Here is a 14352-nt window from a genome sequence, read left to right as displayed (position 1 = left end):
CCTGGCTTCTACAATGAGAGGATCATTTCTCTCCAGGTGACTTATGGCTGTGAAACCTCAACAGTCAACGGCAAATGATTTTCCAGTAGCAGAAATCGTTGAACTGAATGGGCATATCATTGATTCGCTGCTGCTTCCGAAGATCATGGATGAAATTCTCACCCGTGGCGGACTATATGAATTACAGCAGATCAATGTGGGCGTGAAGCCTACGGATCCCAGTTACGCCAAGATCAAAGTGCTGGCGAAAAGCACCGAGGTTCTGGAAGATATCCTTGAAGTCATTCACGATCACGGCGCCACGCCGATTACCCAGGAAGATGCGTCCATTGAACCAGCTGATATGGATGGAGCATTTCCTGAGACGTTTTACAGTACAACAAATCACCACACACAAATTCGGATGAACGACAAATGGGTTGATGTTGCCGATCAGGAAATGGACTGCGGAATAACACTTGATGCAAGCACGGGATTGCCCCGATGTATTCCCATGCTGGATGTAAAAAAGGGGATGCCCATCGTTGTTGGCCATCGCGGGATTCGTGTTCAGGCCGCTGAAGCTGGTCACCACAAAGGACTGTTCGAATTCATGTCGAGCCCGGTGAGCAGTGAAAAACCCAAGGGAGTCACAGTCCGCGAGATAGCTGGCGCGATGCGAGCAGCACGCAAGGCGAAACAGAAGATACTTGCAGTACTGGGGCCCGCGATTGTTCATACGGGTGGTGTAGAGCATGTATGTGCCTTGATTCAGATGGGCTACTTGGACATACTTTTTGCCGGCAATGCACTGGCTACTCACGACATCGAGCAATCCATGTTCGGTACCAGCTTGGGCATTTCCATGGATAAAGGCTTGCCTATGGATGAAGGGCATGAGCATCACTTACGAGCTATTAATAAGATTCGCCGAGCTGGAGGCATTAAACCTGCTGTTGAGAAAGGCGTTCTCACATCAGGCATTATGTACGACTGTGTCAAGCACAACATCTCGTATATCCTCGCAGGTAGTATCCGTGATGATGGTCCTCTCACCGATGTCATCACCGATACCATCAAGGCCCAGGAGTTGATGCGGGAGCATGTGCGGGACAACGTCGGCTTCTGCCTGATGGTGGCAACGGCACTACATTCGATTGCAACCGGCAACCTGCTACCCGCACGTGTTAAGGTTGCTTGTATCGATATTAATCCGGCAACGGTTACCAAACTCATGGATCGTGGCAGCAGTCAAACGGTTGGTATTGTAACCGATGTTGAACCTTTCCTGCGTGAACTGGTAACCGAGCTGCGGAAAGGAAGTGGCTCATGAGCCGGTCTGCTCCGCATATTTTGATGTGCCCGCCCGATCATTATGGCATCGAGTATGAAATCAATGAATGGATGAACCGTTCAAAACCTGCTGACCAACCCAAAGCAAAACAGCAATGGAAACAACTACACGATACGCTCGTATCTCTTGGGGTAAAGGTCAGTCTGATCGAAGCACAAAAGGGATTACCTGATCTGGTATTCACTGCCAATGCTGGACTGATGTTCCATCGAAAGTTTATCAGCAGCCGTTTCAAACATGGCGAGCGTGCTGGTGAAACACCATTTTTCGATGCATGGTTTGCGGCTAACGAATATCAGGTCGAGCATTTGCCTGAAGAAATGTATTTTGAGGGTGCAGGAGATGCCTTGTTCTGTGGCACAATTTTGTTTGCAGGGTATCGTTTCCGCAGCGATGCATTAGCTCATCAGGAAGTCGGCAAGATCATTAACCGGCGTGTGCTGCCATTGGAGCTAGTTAATCCACGGTTTTATCATCTCGATACCTGCTTCTGTCCGTTGTCTCCCGGTGAAGCGATTTATTTTCCTGATGCGTTTGACGCATATGGCAGAAAGGTGCTGCAACAGCATGTGCCCAAGTTGTATCCCGTTCCTGAAGCTGATGCATTTCGATTCGGCTGCAATGCTGTAGTAGTAGGCAAATCAGTCGTAACCAATAGTAACTGTCCTGGCTTGCATCAGATTCTTGAATGTGCAGGATATCTTCCAATTGGCGTAGAACTCGATGAATTCTTGAAAGCGGGCGGCAGCGCTAAATGCCTGACGTTACGCGTTGATGGTGAAGAAGCCGCTGTTTGGGATTAAGCGTCATGCGTTGTTTTGTCTTCGGAATATTGTCTCGTTTCTATTTTTTGCTTGTAACTTTTACAACTTCACAACATTTGCAATGAATGACGTTGATCAACAATCCGACCTTGCCGAGCGTACCGCTTAGGTAATTGGCTGAGTGTAGGGAAATTGCGCTCCTGCATTTGGACAGATGCATCACATCAGGCAAACTTCAGCAGAACAGTTTGCAGAAGCAAGCTGTGTGATTCCAATGTTGTGTTGGACCACTTCACGAGGAGATGCTGCCATGTTGTCCACGCTCTGTCGTTGGGCCGTTGCTGTTGTCAGTCTGGGCGCGATGCTGCTTCCCAGTACGGCAAATGCCTTCGGTGGCTGCGGGGCGTCGGCTTTTAATAGCTGTTGTGCACCGACTGTCACCTGTTATCCCAAGGTACGGTACCGTACCTGTTACGAGACGGTAGTAGAATCAGTGCCACGCACTGTCTATCGTCCTTGTTACTCTACTTGCTATGTTCAGCAGAACTATACGGTCTGCAAGCCTGTGTATGAAACACACATGGTAACGCAGAAGTACACGGTATGCCGACCTGTCGTGGAATGCTACGATGTAGTGCAGAACTACACCGTTTGCAAACCGGTTTATGAGACTAAAATGGTAGAACACCGCCAGGTTGTTTGCCGACCTGTTTATGAGCAGTTCCAGGTGCCCTACTGCTATACCACGTGCAAGCCTGTTTATGAGACACATACTCGCGATGTCGTGGAATGCCGCTATCAAACCGTGTCAGAAACACGCTATCGCTCCGTGCCTCAGTATTATCAGCGACCAGTCACGCACATGGTGACTGTATCCAAGATGACTTATGAAACCCATCAGGTTCCTTACACCGTTGCTGGCGAGTGTTTCACCCGAGTGGAACAGATTCCTGGTGAATGCTTCATCGATCCGAAAACTGGCGCTAAATGCACCAAGTCTGCAGCATGCCGAACCGTTACCTGCCAGATGCCTCCCCGCACCTGCTACCGAACGGTTTGTGTACCCAAGCAGATTTGCGAACAGGTACCCTGCACCCGCATGGTAACTGAGTGCCGTATGGTTCAGGTTCCTTACCAGGTTTGCAAACAGGTGCCTGTACATACCACCCGCAAAGTTTGCTACACCACGTGCCGCATGGTACGCGAACAGCATACACAGATGGTCACCCAAACCCGCTGCCGCATGGTTTCTGAAACGATCTGTAAACAAGTACCTGTTACTACGTGCCGTATGGTTTCTGAACCTCGTCAACAGGTGATCAAATGCCAGCGAACCAAAATGGTTCCGGAAGTCATGGAACGCCAGGTTCCTGTCACCACCTGCCGCATGGTATCTGAAGTGTGCACTCGCACTGTGCCAGTCACGACCTGCCAGATGGTGCCTCACACCTATTGTGAGACCCGCTGCCGGAAAGTAGCAATCCGAGTACCTGAATGCTACTAAGCCAATAAAACTATCGCCCAGAGCCGTGATGAGAAATCATCACGGCTTCTTTATTTACGAGGTGCCAGAATTCGTTCCGTCTGAATTCTCACACTATCAGTAAATGGGTATACCCTTGGATCGCGGAAGCCGTTGGGCATCGGAATTGGTGCAATCTCATAATAAGAGTTTGCATTACCCTGTTTTTTTAGACAGGCCAGCAACATTCGTTGACTGCTTACTTTGTGAAAATCTGGTTCCCATTCAACCTGGATGAGTTCGGGTAAGGGCTGTTGTCTGGTTTTCTGAAAGTCGTCCTTGAATACTTTGATGATCTTGACCTCGGCCAAGTTACCTTTAACCTGTACTTCCCCTTCAACTACCAGGGAAGCAAAATGCAGTTGTGGTGCAGATACAACCACCGGATCAGCAGCAGTTACTACCCAATAAGCAAGCCAGGCCGTCCATGCCAATGCAACGCAGGCCATCAGTGAAAAAAACAAGCTCTTTCGCTGCACGATCACCTCCTTGTAAAGTGATATCTTACTGTAAAATGGGACGGAAATCAGCCTCTCTCATGATTGCCCCTTGCCTGTTTACCGGTTTATCTTAATCTAACTAGCCTGTAAGAATTAGCCTGGAAATCCATTCATGTCCATCGACAAAAGCCTCAAACGTAAAAGCGGTATCGTTCAGGTTCGCAGTGTGCTGACACGCGTTGAACGCATCACCAAAATGAAAGAAGAAGACAAGTGGAAAGAGGGAATGAGCCCCTATGGCATTCCTAAAACACGTGTCTTGAAAATTGTGCTCAAGAAGCCCAAGAAAGCCAAGGCTGCTGAAGGCGAAGAAGGTGCAACACCCGCTGCCGGCGCAGCTGCTGCAGCACCTGCTGCCAAGAAAGACGAAAAGAAGAAATAGTCTTTTGTTACTTTTCGCACGAGCGGCATGATGTAGTTCATGTCGCTCGTTGTGTTTTGGTGAACATTGTTCGGCAGGTGCCTGTCTTTCTCAGGAGGATCCAGCCATGAGCGATGACTCATTCCTGAATGCATTTGAGACGTGTACCCTGCCTGCAGCAGCCTGGACGCATGAAGCACATGTTCGCATGGCTTGGCTCTATGTAACACGATTGCCTTACGATGAGGCGGTAATTCGCGTTCGTAACGGAATCAACAAATTCAATAACGCTGTCCTCAAGAAGGATATGGGCTATCACGAAACCATTACAGTTGCATTCTGTTGTTTGATTGCAGATGCAAGGAAGAAACTTCATCGCCCTGACAAGCCGTGTGAGCTTGATGATTTGAAATCGCATTTCCCGGAATTTTTCGATCGAAAGTTATCAGCGCTACTACGGCATTATCGCCATGAGACACTTTTCCATGAATCAGCGCGAACCAGCTTTGTCGAACCCGATTTAATTCCTTTGCCGACGATATCTGAACAGGATTACCATGCCCGTAACAAATGCAGCAAATAACGCAGGCATCATCAGGGTGAGTGACAGTGCAGCGAGTTCTGCATCGGCACCGGAATGCAATTGCTGAAATACCAGGTGCGACAAAGGCAAGTAACCAGGGGTTGTGACCATTTTGGTAGCACTGATTTCGCCAAGTGTTAATAATGCAATTCCAAAAGCAATAACCAGCGCAGGTTTTAGCAATACTGCAAACTCGTGCAGTCGAAATCGTTGCCAGGGTGTTGCTCCTTCCAGTCGAGCCAGATCATCCCACTCGCGTGGCAACGTTCGAACCATAGGCCAAATCACTAGCCATGCTAATGGCAGAAAACGGAGCCAGGCAGCCCACATCGTTGGAACGGGGGATGGCTCACTGTAGAGCCATGGTGATAACCATCCTCCAACGGGTACCTGAATCAGAAACAGGATGTACTCAAGCAATCCAATTCCCAGAATGGGACCTGGGAGTGTCCAGAGTAAAGCTGCGACCCACCAGGTCAGGTTTTCCCAGCGAGCGGAACCGCGACTAATCCACGCCAGGATCAGCACTGTAACACCAGTTATAAGTCCGGTTAAACCTGCCATTAGCAAACTTTGAAACAATACTCCGCCTTGTTGAGTAAAAACCCGGCTGAAACAGGACAGGCAATGTGCAAGCGACCAACTGCCATCCAACTGATGCCCCATACGAAACAGCAAACCAACCACAGGTACAAAAATCAAAAGCGAGATTATTCCCAGCATCCACAACTGCGCTGCCGTTTGTCTGGAAGATAATGAAAACTGTTGAAGCCTACCGAGGCTGGGCCATTGAGGCGGGCAGCGACGTTTCCACCAGTTCATGTACCATAGTGTGACTGTGACGAAAACCAGGCACCAGGGGAATGTAGCAGCTATGGCACGAGAAGATTGATCTTTGCCACCACTGTTGAGTTGCAGGTACACTTCTTCTGCGAATGTGTGAACGCGAAAGAAATCAGTAACAGCAATCTCATGCCAGGTAATCCAACTGACCATCAAGACAGACATGCCAACGAATGGCCAACAGCGGGGTAAGATCACCCGATGAAATATTCGGTGAAAAGGCGCTGCCAGTCGCATTTCCTCTTCTAGCTCAGGTTCTATCCACAACAAACCTATTCCCAGAATCAGTATTACCCAAGGCAATCCCTGCAAACCATGCAGCAGAATGGTTCCCATCCATCGTGCTTCAACCGGCCATAATGCAGGCATGGTTGCATCACACATTTGCATCATGATGTACCAGCCGCTCAACAGCATCGGTAAAGGAATAAAGAGGATCATTCCCAGCAGGATTCCCCAGATGGATTTCCCCACCAGATTGGTGCGTACCAGGAGAAATGCTGTGACTGATCCCAACCCCAATGCCAGTAAGCTGCTGGATAGCGCTATTCCAACTGTGGAAATAATCAGCCAGGCCATTCGGCTGGATTCACTCCAAACTGACCAGGCAGACCGAGTAAGCAGCAGTTCCGCGATCGGAATGCAGACGGGAAGGATTATCAGAAGCAGACCGAAGCACCATGCCACGGTCCGCCAGTACCACCAGCCTTTTTCACGATTATCCAGCATAGTTTCTCAAAAGTGCTTCTAACACCTGCTGCATTCATTAAGCTATAGTAATGGGTTAACATTATCTGGAATAAACGATGGCACAAGCAGAAGTGGCCGCCCTGGCCAACCGGATTATTGCCAACATTGAGAAGGTTATCTTTGGGAAAAGACAACCCGTAGTCCTTGCAGTGGTTGCAGCCTTTGCGGAAGGGCATATTCTTCTGGAGGATGTACCCGGTGTAGCCAAGACCATGCTGGGAAGAAGCCTGGCTCGCAGTGTGGGATGTAGTTTCAAACGTATTCAATGCACACCCGATCTGCTCCCCACCGATGTAACCGGAGCCTCTATCTACAATCAGAAATCGGGTGAGTTTGAATTCCGGGCAGGTCCGATCTTTGCCCAGATCGTTTTATCTGATGAAATCAACCGTGCCACGCCACGTACACAATCTGCACTTCTGGAAGCGATGGCGGAAGGACGAGTAACGGTAGATGGCGAAACCCATGTACTGAAAAGCCCGTTTGTGGTCATTGCCACGCAAAACCCCATTGATCATGAAGGAACCTTTCCACTGCCTGAAGCACAACTAGATCGATTTCTGGTGCGGTTAAGTCTGGGCTACCCCGCCGTCGATGAAGAGTCCAAAATGCTGGATCGCTTTCAGAAAAGCCATCCCATCGATGAACTGGAACCAGTCTGCTCTGAAAAAGAACTGTTAAGCTGCCAGAAAGCTGTTCGTGAAATTTTCGTCGATGACAAAGTGAAAAAGTACATGCTTGATCTGGTAACCCAGACCCGGTCGCATGACGACATCAGGCTGGGAGGCAGCCCTCGTGCCAGCATTGCTCTCTACCGCAGTTCCCAAGCTTTGGCTGCTATTCGTGGAAGAAACTTTGTTCTACCCGACGATGTCAAACGACTGGCCGTCGCTGTGCTGGCACATCGTATTATTCTGAAGCCTGAAGCCCGATTGCGCAAGCTCACCGCTACGCGAGTAATCGAAAGCATCATGAGCGAGACAGCGGTTCCGGTACCTACTACCGAGGCGAAGACTGCATGATCCGCTGGATACTGGCTTCACTGGTAATTCTTGCCATAGCCCTGCTGTTTGGACTTGGACTTCTTGCTTATTCTATGTATGCCCTGCTCGGCTTGATACTGACCAGCCGGTTCCTGGCTCTAACATGGGGTAAAAACATTTATGCTGACCGCAAACCCAGCTTGAAAGAGATGGATATTGGCGAAACGACGTCTGTTTCAGTTACTCTGGGAAACCGCGGCCCTATTCCGATTCCTTGGATCATTGCAGAGGATTATCAGCCTGAACACTACCTGCGATCCAGACCTCCGCGACTGAAGATTGAAGGCAAACGGCAGCGAATCACGGTTCTATGGGGTAACAGCGACCGCAAGCTAAAGTATGAGATTACTCCGCAAATGCGTGGCTTCTACCAGTTTGGACCACTGGTTCTGGAAGGTGGCGATCTATTTGGTCTGTATCGTCGGTTTCGCATAGCAGCGGCGCCACAATTTCTGCTGGTTTACCCACGCATTATTCCCTTGGAAGGTTACGACCTTGCATCTCGACGCCCAGTGGGCGAGATCAGGTTGACACATCGTTTATTTGAAGACCCCACCCGTATTGCAGGTGTTCGGGCCTATCAGGCTGGCGATGCCATGAACCGCGTACATTGGCGCACTACGGCCCGCTTGGGATCGCTGCACTGCAAGATTTATGAACCAAGCACCATCGCTGGCGCTACCATCCTGCTCGATTTTCACAAGCAGTCATTCCATGAACGAGGCGAACCCTATCGATCAGAACTGGCAGTCACTGCTGCGATATCCCTGGCCAATGCACTGTATCAGCTGGGTCAGCAGATCGGCCTGGTCAGCAATGGTCGCGATGCTGCAGATCGCATTCGTCTGGAAGGCTGGCACAAGGACGAGGACGATGGCGTGGCAGACTTCCTCAGCCGACGGCTTGCATTGGCTGAAGCTGCAACCGAACTGAAAACGGCGCATCTACAGCCTATGATCGTGACCACACGACGTGGACCGGAACAGTTGCAACTGCTTCGCGAAATGATGGCTCGACTGGAACTCAACGAAGGCCTGGAACTTCCTGATCTGATTGATGAAGCAGAAAGTCACATGCCGCGTGATGCCACGATTATAGCCATCCTGGCACAGGTTATACCTGCAACAGCCATTGCCCTTGGTACTCTCAAACAACGAGGCTATGCTGTGGAAGTCATTTTAATAACGATGGAACGCGATGCACATGAAGCAGCGTTACAGTTGCTGGCCAGCGAGAATCTTGAAGCCCGTCATCTGATGGATGAAACATCCATCGCGGAAATCTGTCGCAGGCAGACCATGCGATGATACTCACTTGCCTGGAGTCTTGGAATTATTCGAGCCACCAGCAGGTGCAGTGGAAGCAGGCTTGGTTAATTCCTCTTCGTTCTGCTCTGGTAGAACAGAGAAATTGCTCGATTTAATGGGTATCTTGCTGCCGGAAACAGAACTGATCAAGGTATAGACCAGCACGGCACATCCGAGCAATACCGCCACTGCGCCGCCGATGAGATACCACTTGTATCTATTTACAAATGAAACAGCAATGTCATCATCGCCACTGGTCAACCGATCCGGGACTTCGTCATCATCTTCAATCAGTTCAGGAATCGTCGGGGTAACAATGGGATTGGGAACAGTCGGAATGTTCACCCCGGCGTGAGGTGTTGCACGCAAAGCAGGGTCAATCCCTGAACGTGGGCCAGAAACTCGTCCGGAAGCAGGGCCTGAAAGTGATGGGGAAATGCCTGTCATAGCCAGGCGACCCGACAGACGTGACGAACTCTTCGGACCAGCTACTTTCGACTGTGATGCAAAGACCGAGGAGCGAGGCGGCATCTCTTCTTCCAGAGGCTGCACTGGCTCGTTCACATAAGGCAACAATCTTTCCACCACTTCTGCAGGTGATTGAACACGCTCGGCGGGTTTCTTGGCCATCATGTGCCTGACGAGTTCAGCAATCTCAGCGGGAATGGTATCTGGAAGTGGAGGCGGTTCCTTGATCTGATGGAACAACAGCTTTTGCGTAACCGTTGCACCCTCGAATGGTGCCTCTCCCTTGAGCATGAAATAAAATGTCGCTCCCAGGCTGTAAATATCGGCCCGAATATCTACTTCGCTGCCTTTGATGCCCTGTTCGGGTGCAATGTAATCGGCAGTTCCCAAAACCCGGCCATCATCAAAATCACGAGTCAGGTTATCCTGTCGTTCAATATCGTTAAATCGTGCCAGGCCAAGATCGAGTAGTTTGACCACACCGCTGCGATCAAGTAACAAATTGCCGGGCTTGATATCACGATGAACCAGCTCAGCTTCCTGAATATGCTGTAAACCGGCAGCAGCCTGGGCGATGTAATTCGCGGCTCGTTCAGGCTGCAATGGCCCGTTTTTCTTGATGAAGTCCTGCATGTTGCAGCCATCGACATATTCGGTAACCAGGTAATGCAGGTTGCCTTCATTATCGAGGTCAAACGCACGGACGACATTGGGGTGATTCAGCGTAGCAATGGCTTGTGCTTCACGTTTGAAGCGACCTAACAGGCTGGGGTCTTTCAACCTGTCAATAGGCAGTATTTTAACTGCAACTTTGTGCCTCATGGTGGTGTGTTCACAAAGATACACGTCCGCCATGCCACCAGAACCAATCGGTTCAAGCACTTTGTATTTGCCCAGGAAAAAGCCTCGATATCGGCCACGAAGCATCTGCCTGGCTTGGAAAATCGTGATTAAGCCATCTTTTACGAGACGTGTAGCCAGCCGCGATGGATCTTCTTCCACCGGTCCATCCTGCTGCAAAGTCGAAACGTAGCCTTCAAAACGAGGTTGCTCCAGCAACCCGCTTTTCCGAACCAGTTCAAGCAGGTCTGTTCCTTTGAGCGGCGCAGCCATAAATACACTCTAAATCCGACGAGAATTCACGATGGTTTAAGCAATATCCATCATTCTAAATTCTCGCTCCCGATGCAACGGCGATGCACTACTACTGTAGCACATGAACTCGTGAAACAGGATGGTAAAACCCGATAAATCGCTAAAGCAATGTAAAACTGGGGGATATAGCCTTCACACCTTCAATTTAGTTAAAGGAACTGGGTTAACCACCAGAATCTTTCATCATTCGCCCTCATCCAATTATGAGCATAGTTCTCATGAATTTGCATAGAAGTCATTTCCCAAGATACTAACATGGCAGTAGACAGTAGCTTTATGAGAGACACCTGCCGATGCGTCAGTATTACAGGCCAGGCCAGATAGGCTGGTCGTTTGAAATCTTCCCTCCCAAAACCGAGGCTGCCCAAGCGGCCTTGTTTGAAACCAGCAGACAACTGGCTCGCTATAACCCTGTTTTTCTTTCCATTACTTATGGCGCTGGTGGCAGCACCCGGTCGCAATCGCTCGATATTGCCCGAAAGTTGATACAGGACGTCAAACCACCGGTCACCGCCCACTTCACTTGTGTCGGTTCCAACATTGACGACATCAGGCAATGGCTTGCCGATGCTCGCGATGCCAAGGTCAGCAACATCATGGCTCTGCGAGGTGACCCGCCTCAGGGTCAGACACAATTTCAACAGACTGCTAACGGCTTTCGCTATGCCAGCGAACTGGTGAAATTCATCAAAACGGAATTTCCGCAGTTTGGCATTGGTGTGGCAGGCTATCCTGAAACGCATGCGGAAGCCAGTTCTGCAGACAGCGATCTCGATAACCTCAAACGCAAGATCGATCTGGGTGGCGATGTCATCTACACCCAGCTCTTTTACGACAACGATGATTTCTTCCGCTTCCGAGATAAATGCCAGATGCGTGGCATTGATGCTCCGCTGGTTCCTGGCCTGTTGCCGGTGTTGAGTCTGAAACAGGTTCAGCGCATCACCGCCTTGTGCAAAGCCAAGCTGCCTCAGAAACTGGTGACTGATCTGCAGCGCTACGAAGACGACCCGGCTGGTCAGGTAGCGGTCGGCATCGCTCACTGTACCAGACAACTGGAAGGTCTGCTTCTGGCTGGTGTGCCTGGCATTCATTTCTATGTCCTCAACCGCATTGACAGTGTCAGACAGATTCTGATCAACATCGGCAAACACCCTGTTATCTGATGGGAGTTCATATGCTTCGCATACTGGCAATCGCCTTGTCCGTTTCCGCTGCAACGCTCCACGCTGCAGATGATCAGAAAGTGCGAGTCTACTTCGGCACCTACACGGGCCGAGGCAGTGAGGGTATCTATCTGGCTGAACTCGACTTGAAAACAGGGCATTTGTCGCAGCCTCAGTTGGCTGGCAAAGTGACGAACCCTTCTTTCCTGTCGAAGCATCCTACCAAGCCCCTGCTCTACGCAGTCAGCGAAGTGGCAACGAGCGAAGGCAAGAAAGGTGGAGGCGTTACTGCTTTCAAGATTGAACCCGGCACTGGCCTGTTGACCAGGATCAATTCCCAGCCTTGTGGCGGCGCTGGTCCGTGTCATCTTTCGGTTGATGCGACCGGCCAATGCGTCTTGGTCGCCAACTATTCTGCAGGCAGTGTCTCGTCGCTGCCCATCAAGGACGATGGATCGCTGGGTGAAGTGGTTTCGTACATCAAGCACGAAGGCAAGAGTGTCAACAAGCAGCGACAGGAGGCCCCGCATGCTCACTCGATTAATGTCGATGCTGCCAACCGGTTCGCCATCGCTGCTGACCTGGGTACTGATGAACTGCTGGTATATCAACTCGATCCCACGAAAGCTTCGCTGACCCCACACGGCACCACCAAGACGCCACCCGGCGGTGGGCCGCGACATTTTGCTTTCCATCCACAAGGCAAGTTCGCCTATTCCAACAACGAGATGACATCCAGCGTCAGCAGCTATCGTTATGACGCTGAGATCGGCAAGCTGACTCTGCTTGATACTGTCACCACGCTGCCTCACGATGTAGCAGGCAACAGCACTGCCGAGATCAGGGTGCATCCGAGTGGCCAGTTTGTTTATGTTTCCAATCGTGGTCATAACAGCATCGCTCTGTTCAAGGTGAAAGATGATGGCACCCTGACACCCCAGGGACACTTCAGTACCGAAGGCAAAACGCCTCGCAATTTCAATCTGTTTGGCAAATATCTGCTCGCCGCCAACCAGGATTCAGGCGATGTGTTTGCGTTTGCCATTGATGAATCGACTGGAAAATTGTCGCCTACTGGTTCTAGCATCAAGGTCTCCGTGCCTGTATGTGTTTTGTTCGTGAAGTGACGCGCGCAGCATCTCCGCTGATTTGAGTGGGAAAAAGGTGAATTTCGTCCCACTCGAAGCAAAACGGCGATCAGCCGGTGTCAGTGGAAACACGGGAAAAACCCTGAAAAAACACTCTATTTAGCCCCGGGCTCTTTAAGCCCGGGGCGGGGCCGCGCGGAGAAAAGTGGCAAAATAAGTCCGGAATCTCGTGAGCATCCCCTGCTCCTGGCAGTCCGTAGTGGGTCAAGATTCCAATCTTGACAGCGTCGAGCGGTGACAGCGTATTGTCACCGCGAACAGGATTGGAATCCTGTTCCACATCATCGTGGGGCACGATTGTATCGTGCCAGCGGCTTGCGATGCCTGGGCGACTCATCCCCGATGACACGTTGGAAACGTGTCCCACGGCAAACACCATGCTTGTACACGTCCACAAACTGCTGAACGCCAGGAAAATCGCGAGTGCCTGCACGTGGTATGGCGTGTTGAGTGCGTATTCCAACTGTTCCTTCTTCTCTGCTTCACTCTTGATCTTTGACTTATTGGCCTGCATCTCTTTTACTGCCGACTTCAACGCTTTGATCGCCTCCGCATCGCCCTCGGCTGCTTTTTGCACACTCCTCGGCAAACCCACTGATTCGTGACAGAAGCCAATCTTGATGCCGATGGCTTCCATCAGGCCTTCGACTTTTTCTTCCGCCTTCTGCCAGACTTCGTTGTAATGTTGTAGCCGTTCCAGAAAGATCTTCTTCGCGGTGGTCACGTAGCCTCGATGCCTGGCGTGTTGCATGTAGGGTTCATCATTGAACACCGGGTCGAACTTCCGCGCATCGGTCGGCACCTCCATGTTGTTCACTTTCTCGTACCAGGCTTCCGCTTCTTCATTTTCTACTTCGAGCAAGGCATCGGCGATGTTGGCATCCTCACGCGGACTTTTCGGCATAAACCGCATGCGGATGATGTCGCGCTCAGCGACCTGCTCCATCGGCAGATCGAGTGCAGGCTGCGCCACGCCGCGTCGTGGATCGTAATAGTAGCCATTCCGGATTTTCATTTCCGATGAGGCGTACAGAACGTGATTCCAACGCTGCTCTTCCGCGAGCTTGGCGTCGGCATCTTCCGGCGAGACAAACGTCTTGCGGTTCTCCTTGATGCGTTGCTCGTCGAGTTGCAACAGCATCGTTGACGTATCCTTGACAACGTGACGATAGGCGTTGTAGAACGATGCGGGCAGGTCACCTTCCTTGAGTCGGCGGGCCATCGAATCGCCAATGGAATGCATGCGATGGATTTGCAGCATCTGGTGGGCCAGGACGTCGAGCTTGCTCGCTTCGAAGCCGAGATCGCGTTGAAACTCCCGGATGGCAGCATCGATTTGTTCCTTGGCCATCTGGTGAATGAGTTCCTGAACCTGGCTGCACGTTTCGATGCTGAGGCCAAGCTTGGCC

13 protein-coding genes are annotated in these 14352 nt (G+C 50.8%); 9 read left to right on the top strand and 4 right to left on the bottom strand.

The features are described from left to right. Positions 1–43: 43 nt before the first annotated feature. The 3 genes from JNJ77_00995 to JNJ77_00985 all read left to right on the top strand — a co-directional run bounded on the left by JNJ77_00995 (position 44) and on the right by JNJ77_00985 (position 3601). Positions 44–1312, top strand: a complete 1269-nt coding sequence (locus JNJ77_00995; protein MBL8821132.1) for a TIGR00300 family protein — start codon at positions 44–46, stop codon at positions 1310–1312. Next, positions 1309–2136 carry an amidinotransferase gene (locus tag JNJ77_00990; GenBank protein ID MBL8821131.1) on the top strand — a complete coding sequence of 276 codons (828 nt, stop codon included), beginning with the start codon at positions 1309–1311 and terminating at the stop codon, positions 2134–2136. Before JNJ77_00995 ends, JNJ77_00990 begins: the two co-directional genes overlap by 4 nt. A 271-nt stretch (positions 2137–2407) precedes the next feature. Continuing rightward, complete coding sequence (locus JNJ77_00985; GenBank protein ID MBL8821130.1) at positions 2408–3601, top strand: hypothetical protein; 1194 nt, start codon at positions 2408–2410, stop codon at positions 3599–3601. Between the two features lie 50 nt (positions 3602–3651). On the opposite strand, the gene JNJ77_00980 is transcribed toward JNJ77_00985, so the two are convergent. Beyond that, the gene (locus JNJ77_00980; protein ID MBL8821129.1) at positions 3652–4098 is read right to left on the bottom strand and encodes a hypothetical protein; all 447 of its coding nucleotides are present in this window, start codon (positions 4096–4098) and stop codon (positions 3652–3654) included. 133 nt (positions 4099–4231) lie between these two features. Here JNJ77_00980 and JNJ77_00975 point away from each other — a divergent pair, with 133 nt between their 5' ends. Then, entirely contained in the window at positions 4232–4501 is a 270-nt protein-coding gene (locus tag JNJ77_00975; GenBank protein ID MBL8821128.1) for a small basic protein, read from the top strand. Positions 4502–4607: 106 nt separating this feature from the next. Then, positions 4608–5063, top strand: coding sequence for a hypothetical protein (locus tag JNJ77_00970; protein ID MBL8821127.1), 456 nt, complete (start codon positions 4608–4610; stop codon positions 5061–5063). On the opposite strand, the gene JNJ77_00965 is transcribed toward JNJ77_00970, so the two are convergent. Then, positions 5001–6635, bottom strand: a complete 1635-nt coding sequence (locus tag JNJ77_00965; GenBank protein ID MBL8821126.1) for an iron ABC transporter permease — start codon at positions 6633–6635, stop codon at positions 5001–5003. The genes JNJ77_00970 and JNJ77_00965 overlap by 63 nt on opposite strands. A gap of 77 nt (positions 6636–6712) precedes the next feature. Here JNJ77_00965 and JNJ77_00960 point away from each other — a divergent pair, with 77 nt between their 5' ends. Next, on the top strand, positions 6713–7678 hold the full coding sequence (locus JNJ77_00960; GenBank protein ID MBL8821125.1) for a MoxR family ATPase: 966 nt from the start codon (positions 6713–6715) through the stop codon (positions 7676–7678). Next, positions 7675–9006, top strand: a complete 1332-nt coding sequence (locus JNJ77_00955; protein ID MBL8821124.1) for a DUF58 domain-containing protein — start codon at positions 7675–7677, stop codon at positions 9004–9006. The genes JNJ77_00960 and JNJ77_00955 overlap by 4 nt, the downstream gene beginning before the upstream one ends. Positions 9007–9009: 3 nt before the next feature. Here JNJ77_00955 and JNJ77_00950 read toward each other — a convergent pair whose 3' ends face one another. Then, entirely contained in the window at positions 9010–10587 is a 1578-nt protein-coding gene (locus JNJ77_00950; protein MBL8821123.1) for a protein kinase, read from the bottom strand. A gap of 335 nt (positions 10588–10922) precedes the next feature. Between JNJ77_00950 and metF the strand changes: the two genes are divergently transcribed. Beyond that, positions 10923–11795: a methylenetetrahydrofolate reductase [NAD(P)H] gene (metF, locus tag JNJ77_00945; GenBank protein MBL8821122.1), complete on the top strand. Its 873-nt coding sequence runs from the start codon at positions 10923–10925 to the stop codon at positions 11793–11795. Further along, on the top strand, positions 11795–12922 hold the full coding sequence (locus JNJ77_00940; GenBank protein MBL8821121.1) for a lactonase family protein: 1128 nt from the start codon (positions 11795–11797) through the stop codon (positions 12920–12922). Before metF ends, JNJ77_00940 begins: the two co-directional genes overlap by 1 nt. A 70-nt stretch (positions 12923–12992) precedes the next feature. Here the strand turns inward: JNJ77_00940 and JNJ77_00935 are convergent. Beyond that, positions 12993–14352, bottom strand: a 1360-nt coding sequence (locus JNJ77_00935; GenBank protein MBL8821120.1) for a hypothetical protein, incomplete at its 5' end; no start/stop codon positions are given.

This window comes from Planctomycetia bacterium (assembly GCA_016795155.1).
Lineage (GTDB): Bacteria > Planctomycetota > Planctomycetia > Gemmatales > HRBIN36 > JAEUIE01.
Note: the sequence above shows the minus strand (reverse complement) of the source record. Positions and strands in the feature narration are given on the sequence as shown.

Coding starts and splice junctions, on each gene's coding strand:
- JNJ77_00995 (MBL8821132.1), top strand. CDS start 44: ATGGCTGTGAAACCTCAACAGTCAACGGCAAATGATTTTCCAGTAGCA.
- JNJ77_00990 (MBL8821131.1), top strand. CDS start 1,309: ATGAGCCGGTCTGCTCCGCATATTTTGATGTGCCCGCCCGATCATTAT.
- JNJ77_00985 (MBL8821130.1), top strand. CDS start 2,408: ATGTTGTCCACGCTCTGTCGTTGGGCCGTTGCTGTTGTCAGTCTGGGC.
- JNJ77_00975 (MBL8821128.1), top strand. CDS start 4,232: ATGTCCATCGACAAAAGCCTCAAACGTAAAAGCGGTATCGTTCAGGTT.
- JNJ77_00970 (MBL8821127.1), top strand. CDS start 4,608: ATGAGCGATGACTCATTCCTGAATGCATTTGAGACGTGTACCCTGCCT.
- JNJ77_00965 (MBL8821126.1), bottom strand. CDS start 6,635: ATGCTGGATAATCGTGAAAAAGGCTGGTGGTACTGGCGGACCGTGGCA.
- JNJ77_00960 (MBL8821125.1), top strand. CDS start 6,713: ATGGCACAAGCAGAAGTGGCCGCCCTGGCCAACCGGATTATTGCCAAC.
- JNJ77_00955 (MBL8821124.1), top strand. CDS start 7,675: ATGATCCGCTGGATACTGGCTTCACTGGTAATTCTTGCCATAGCCCTG.
- JNJ77_00950 (MBL8821123.1), bottom strand. CDS start 10,587: ATGGCTGCGCCGCTCAAAGGAACAGACCTGCTTGAACTGGTTCGGAAA.
- metF (MBL8821122.1), top strand. CDS start 10,923: ATGCGTCAGTATTACAGGCCAGGCCAGATAGGCTGGTCGTTTGAAATC.
- JNJ77_00940 (MBL8821121.1), top strand. CDS start 11,795: ATGGGAGTTCATATGCTTCGCATACTGGCAATCGCCTTGTCCGTTTCC.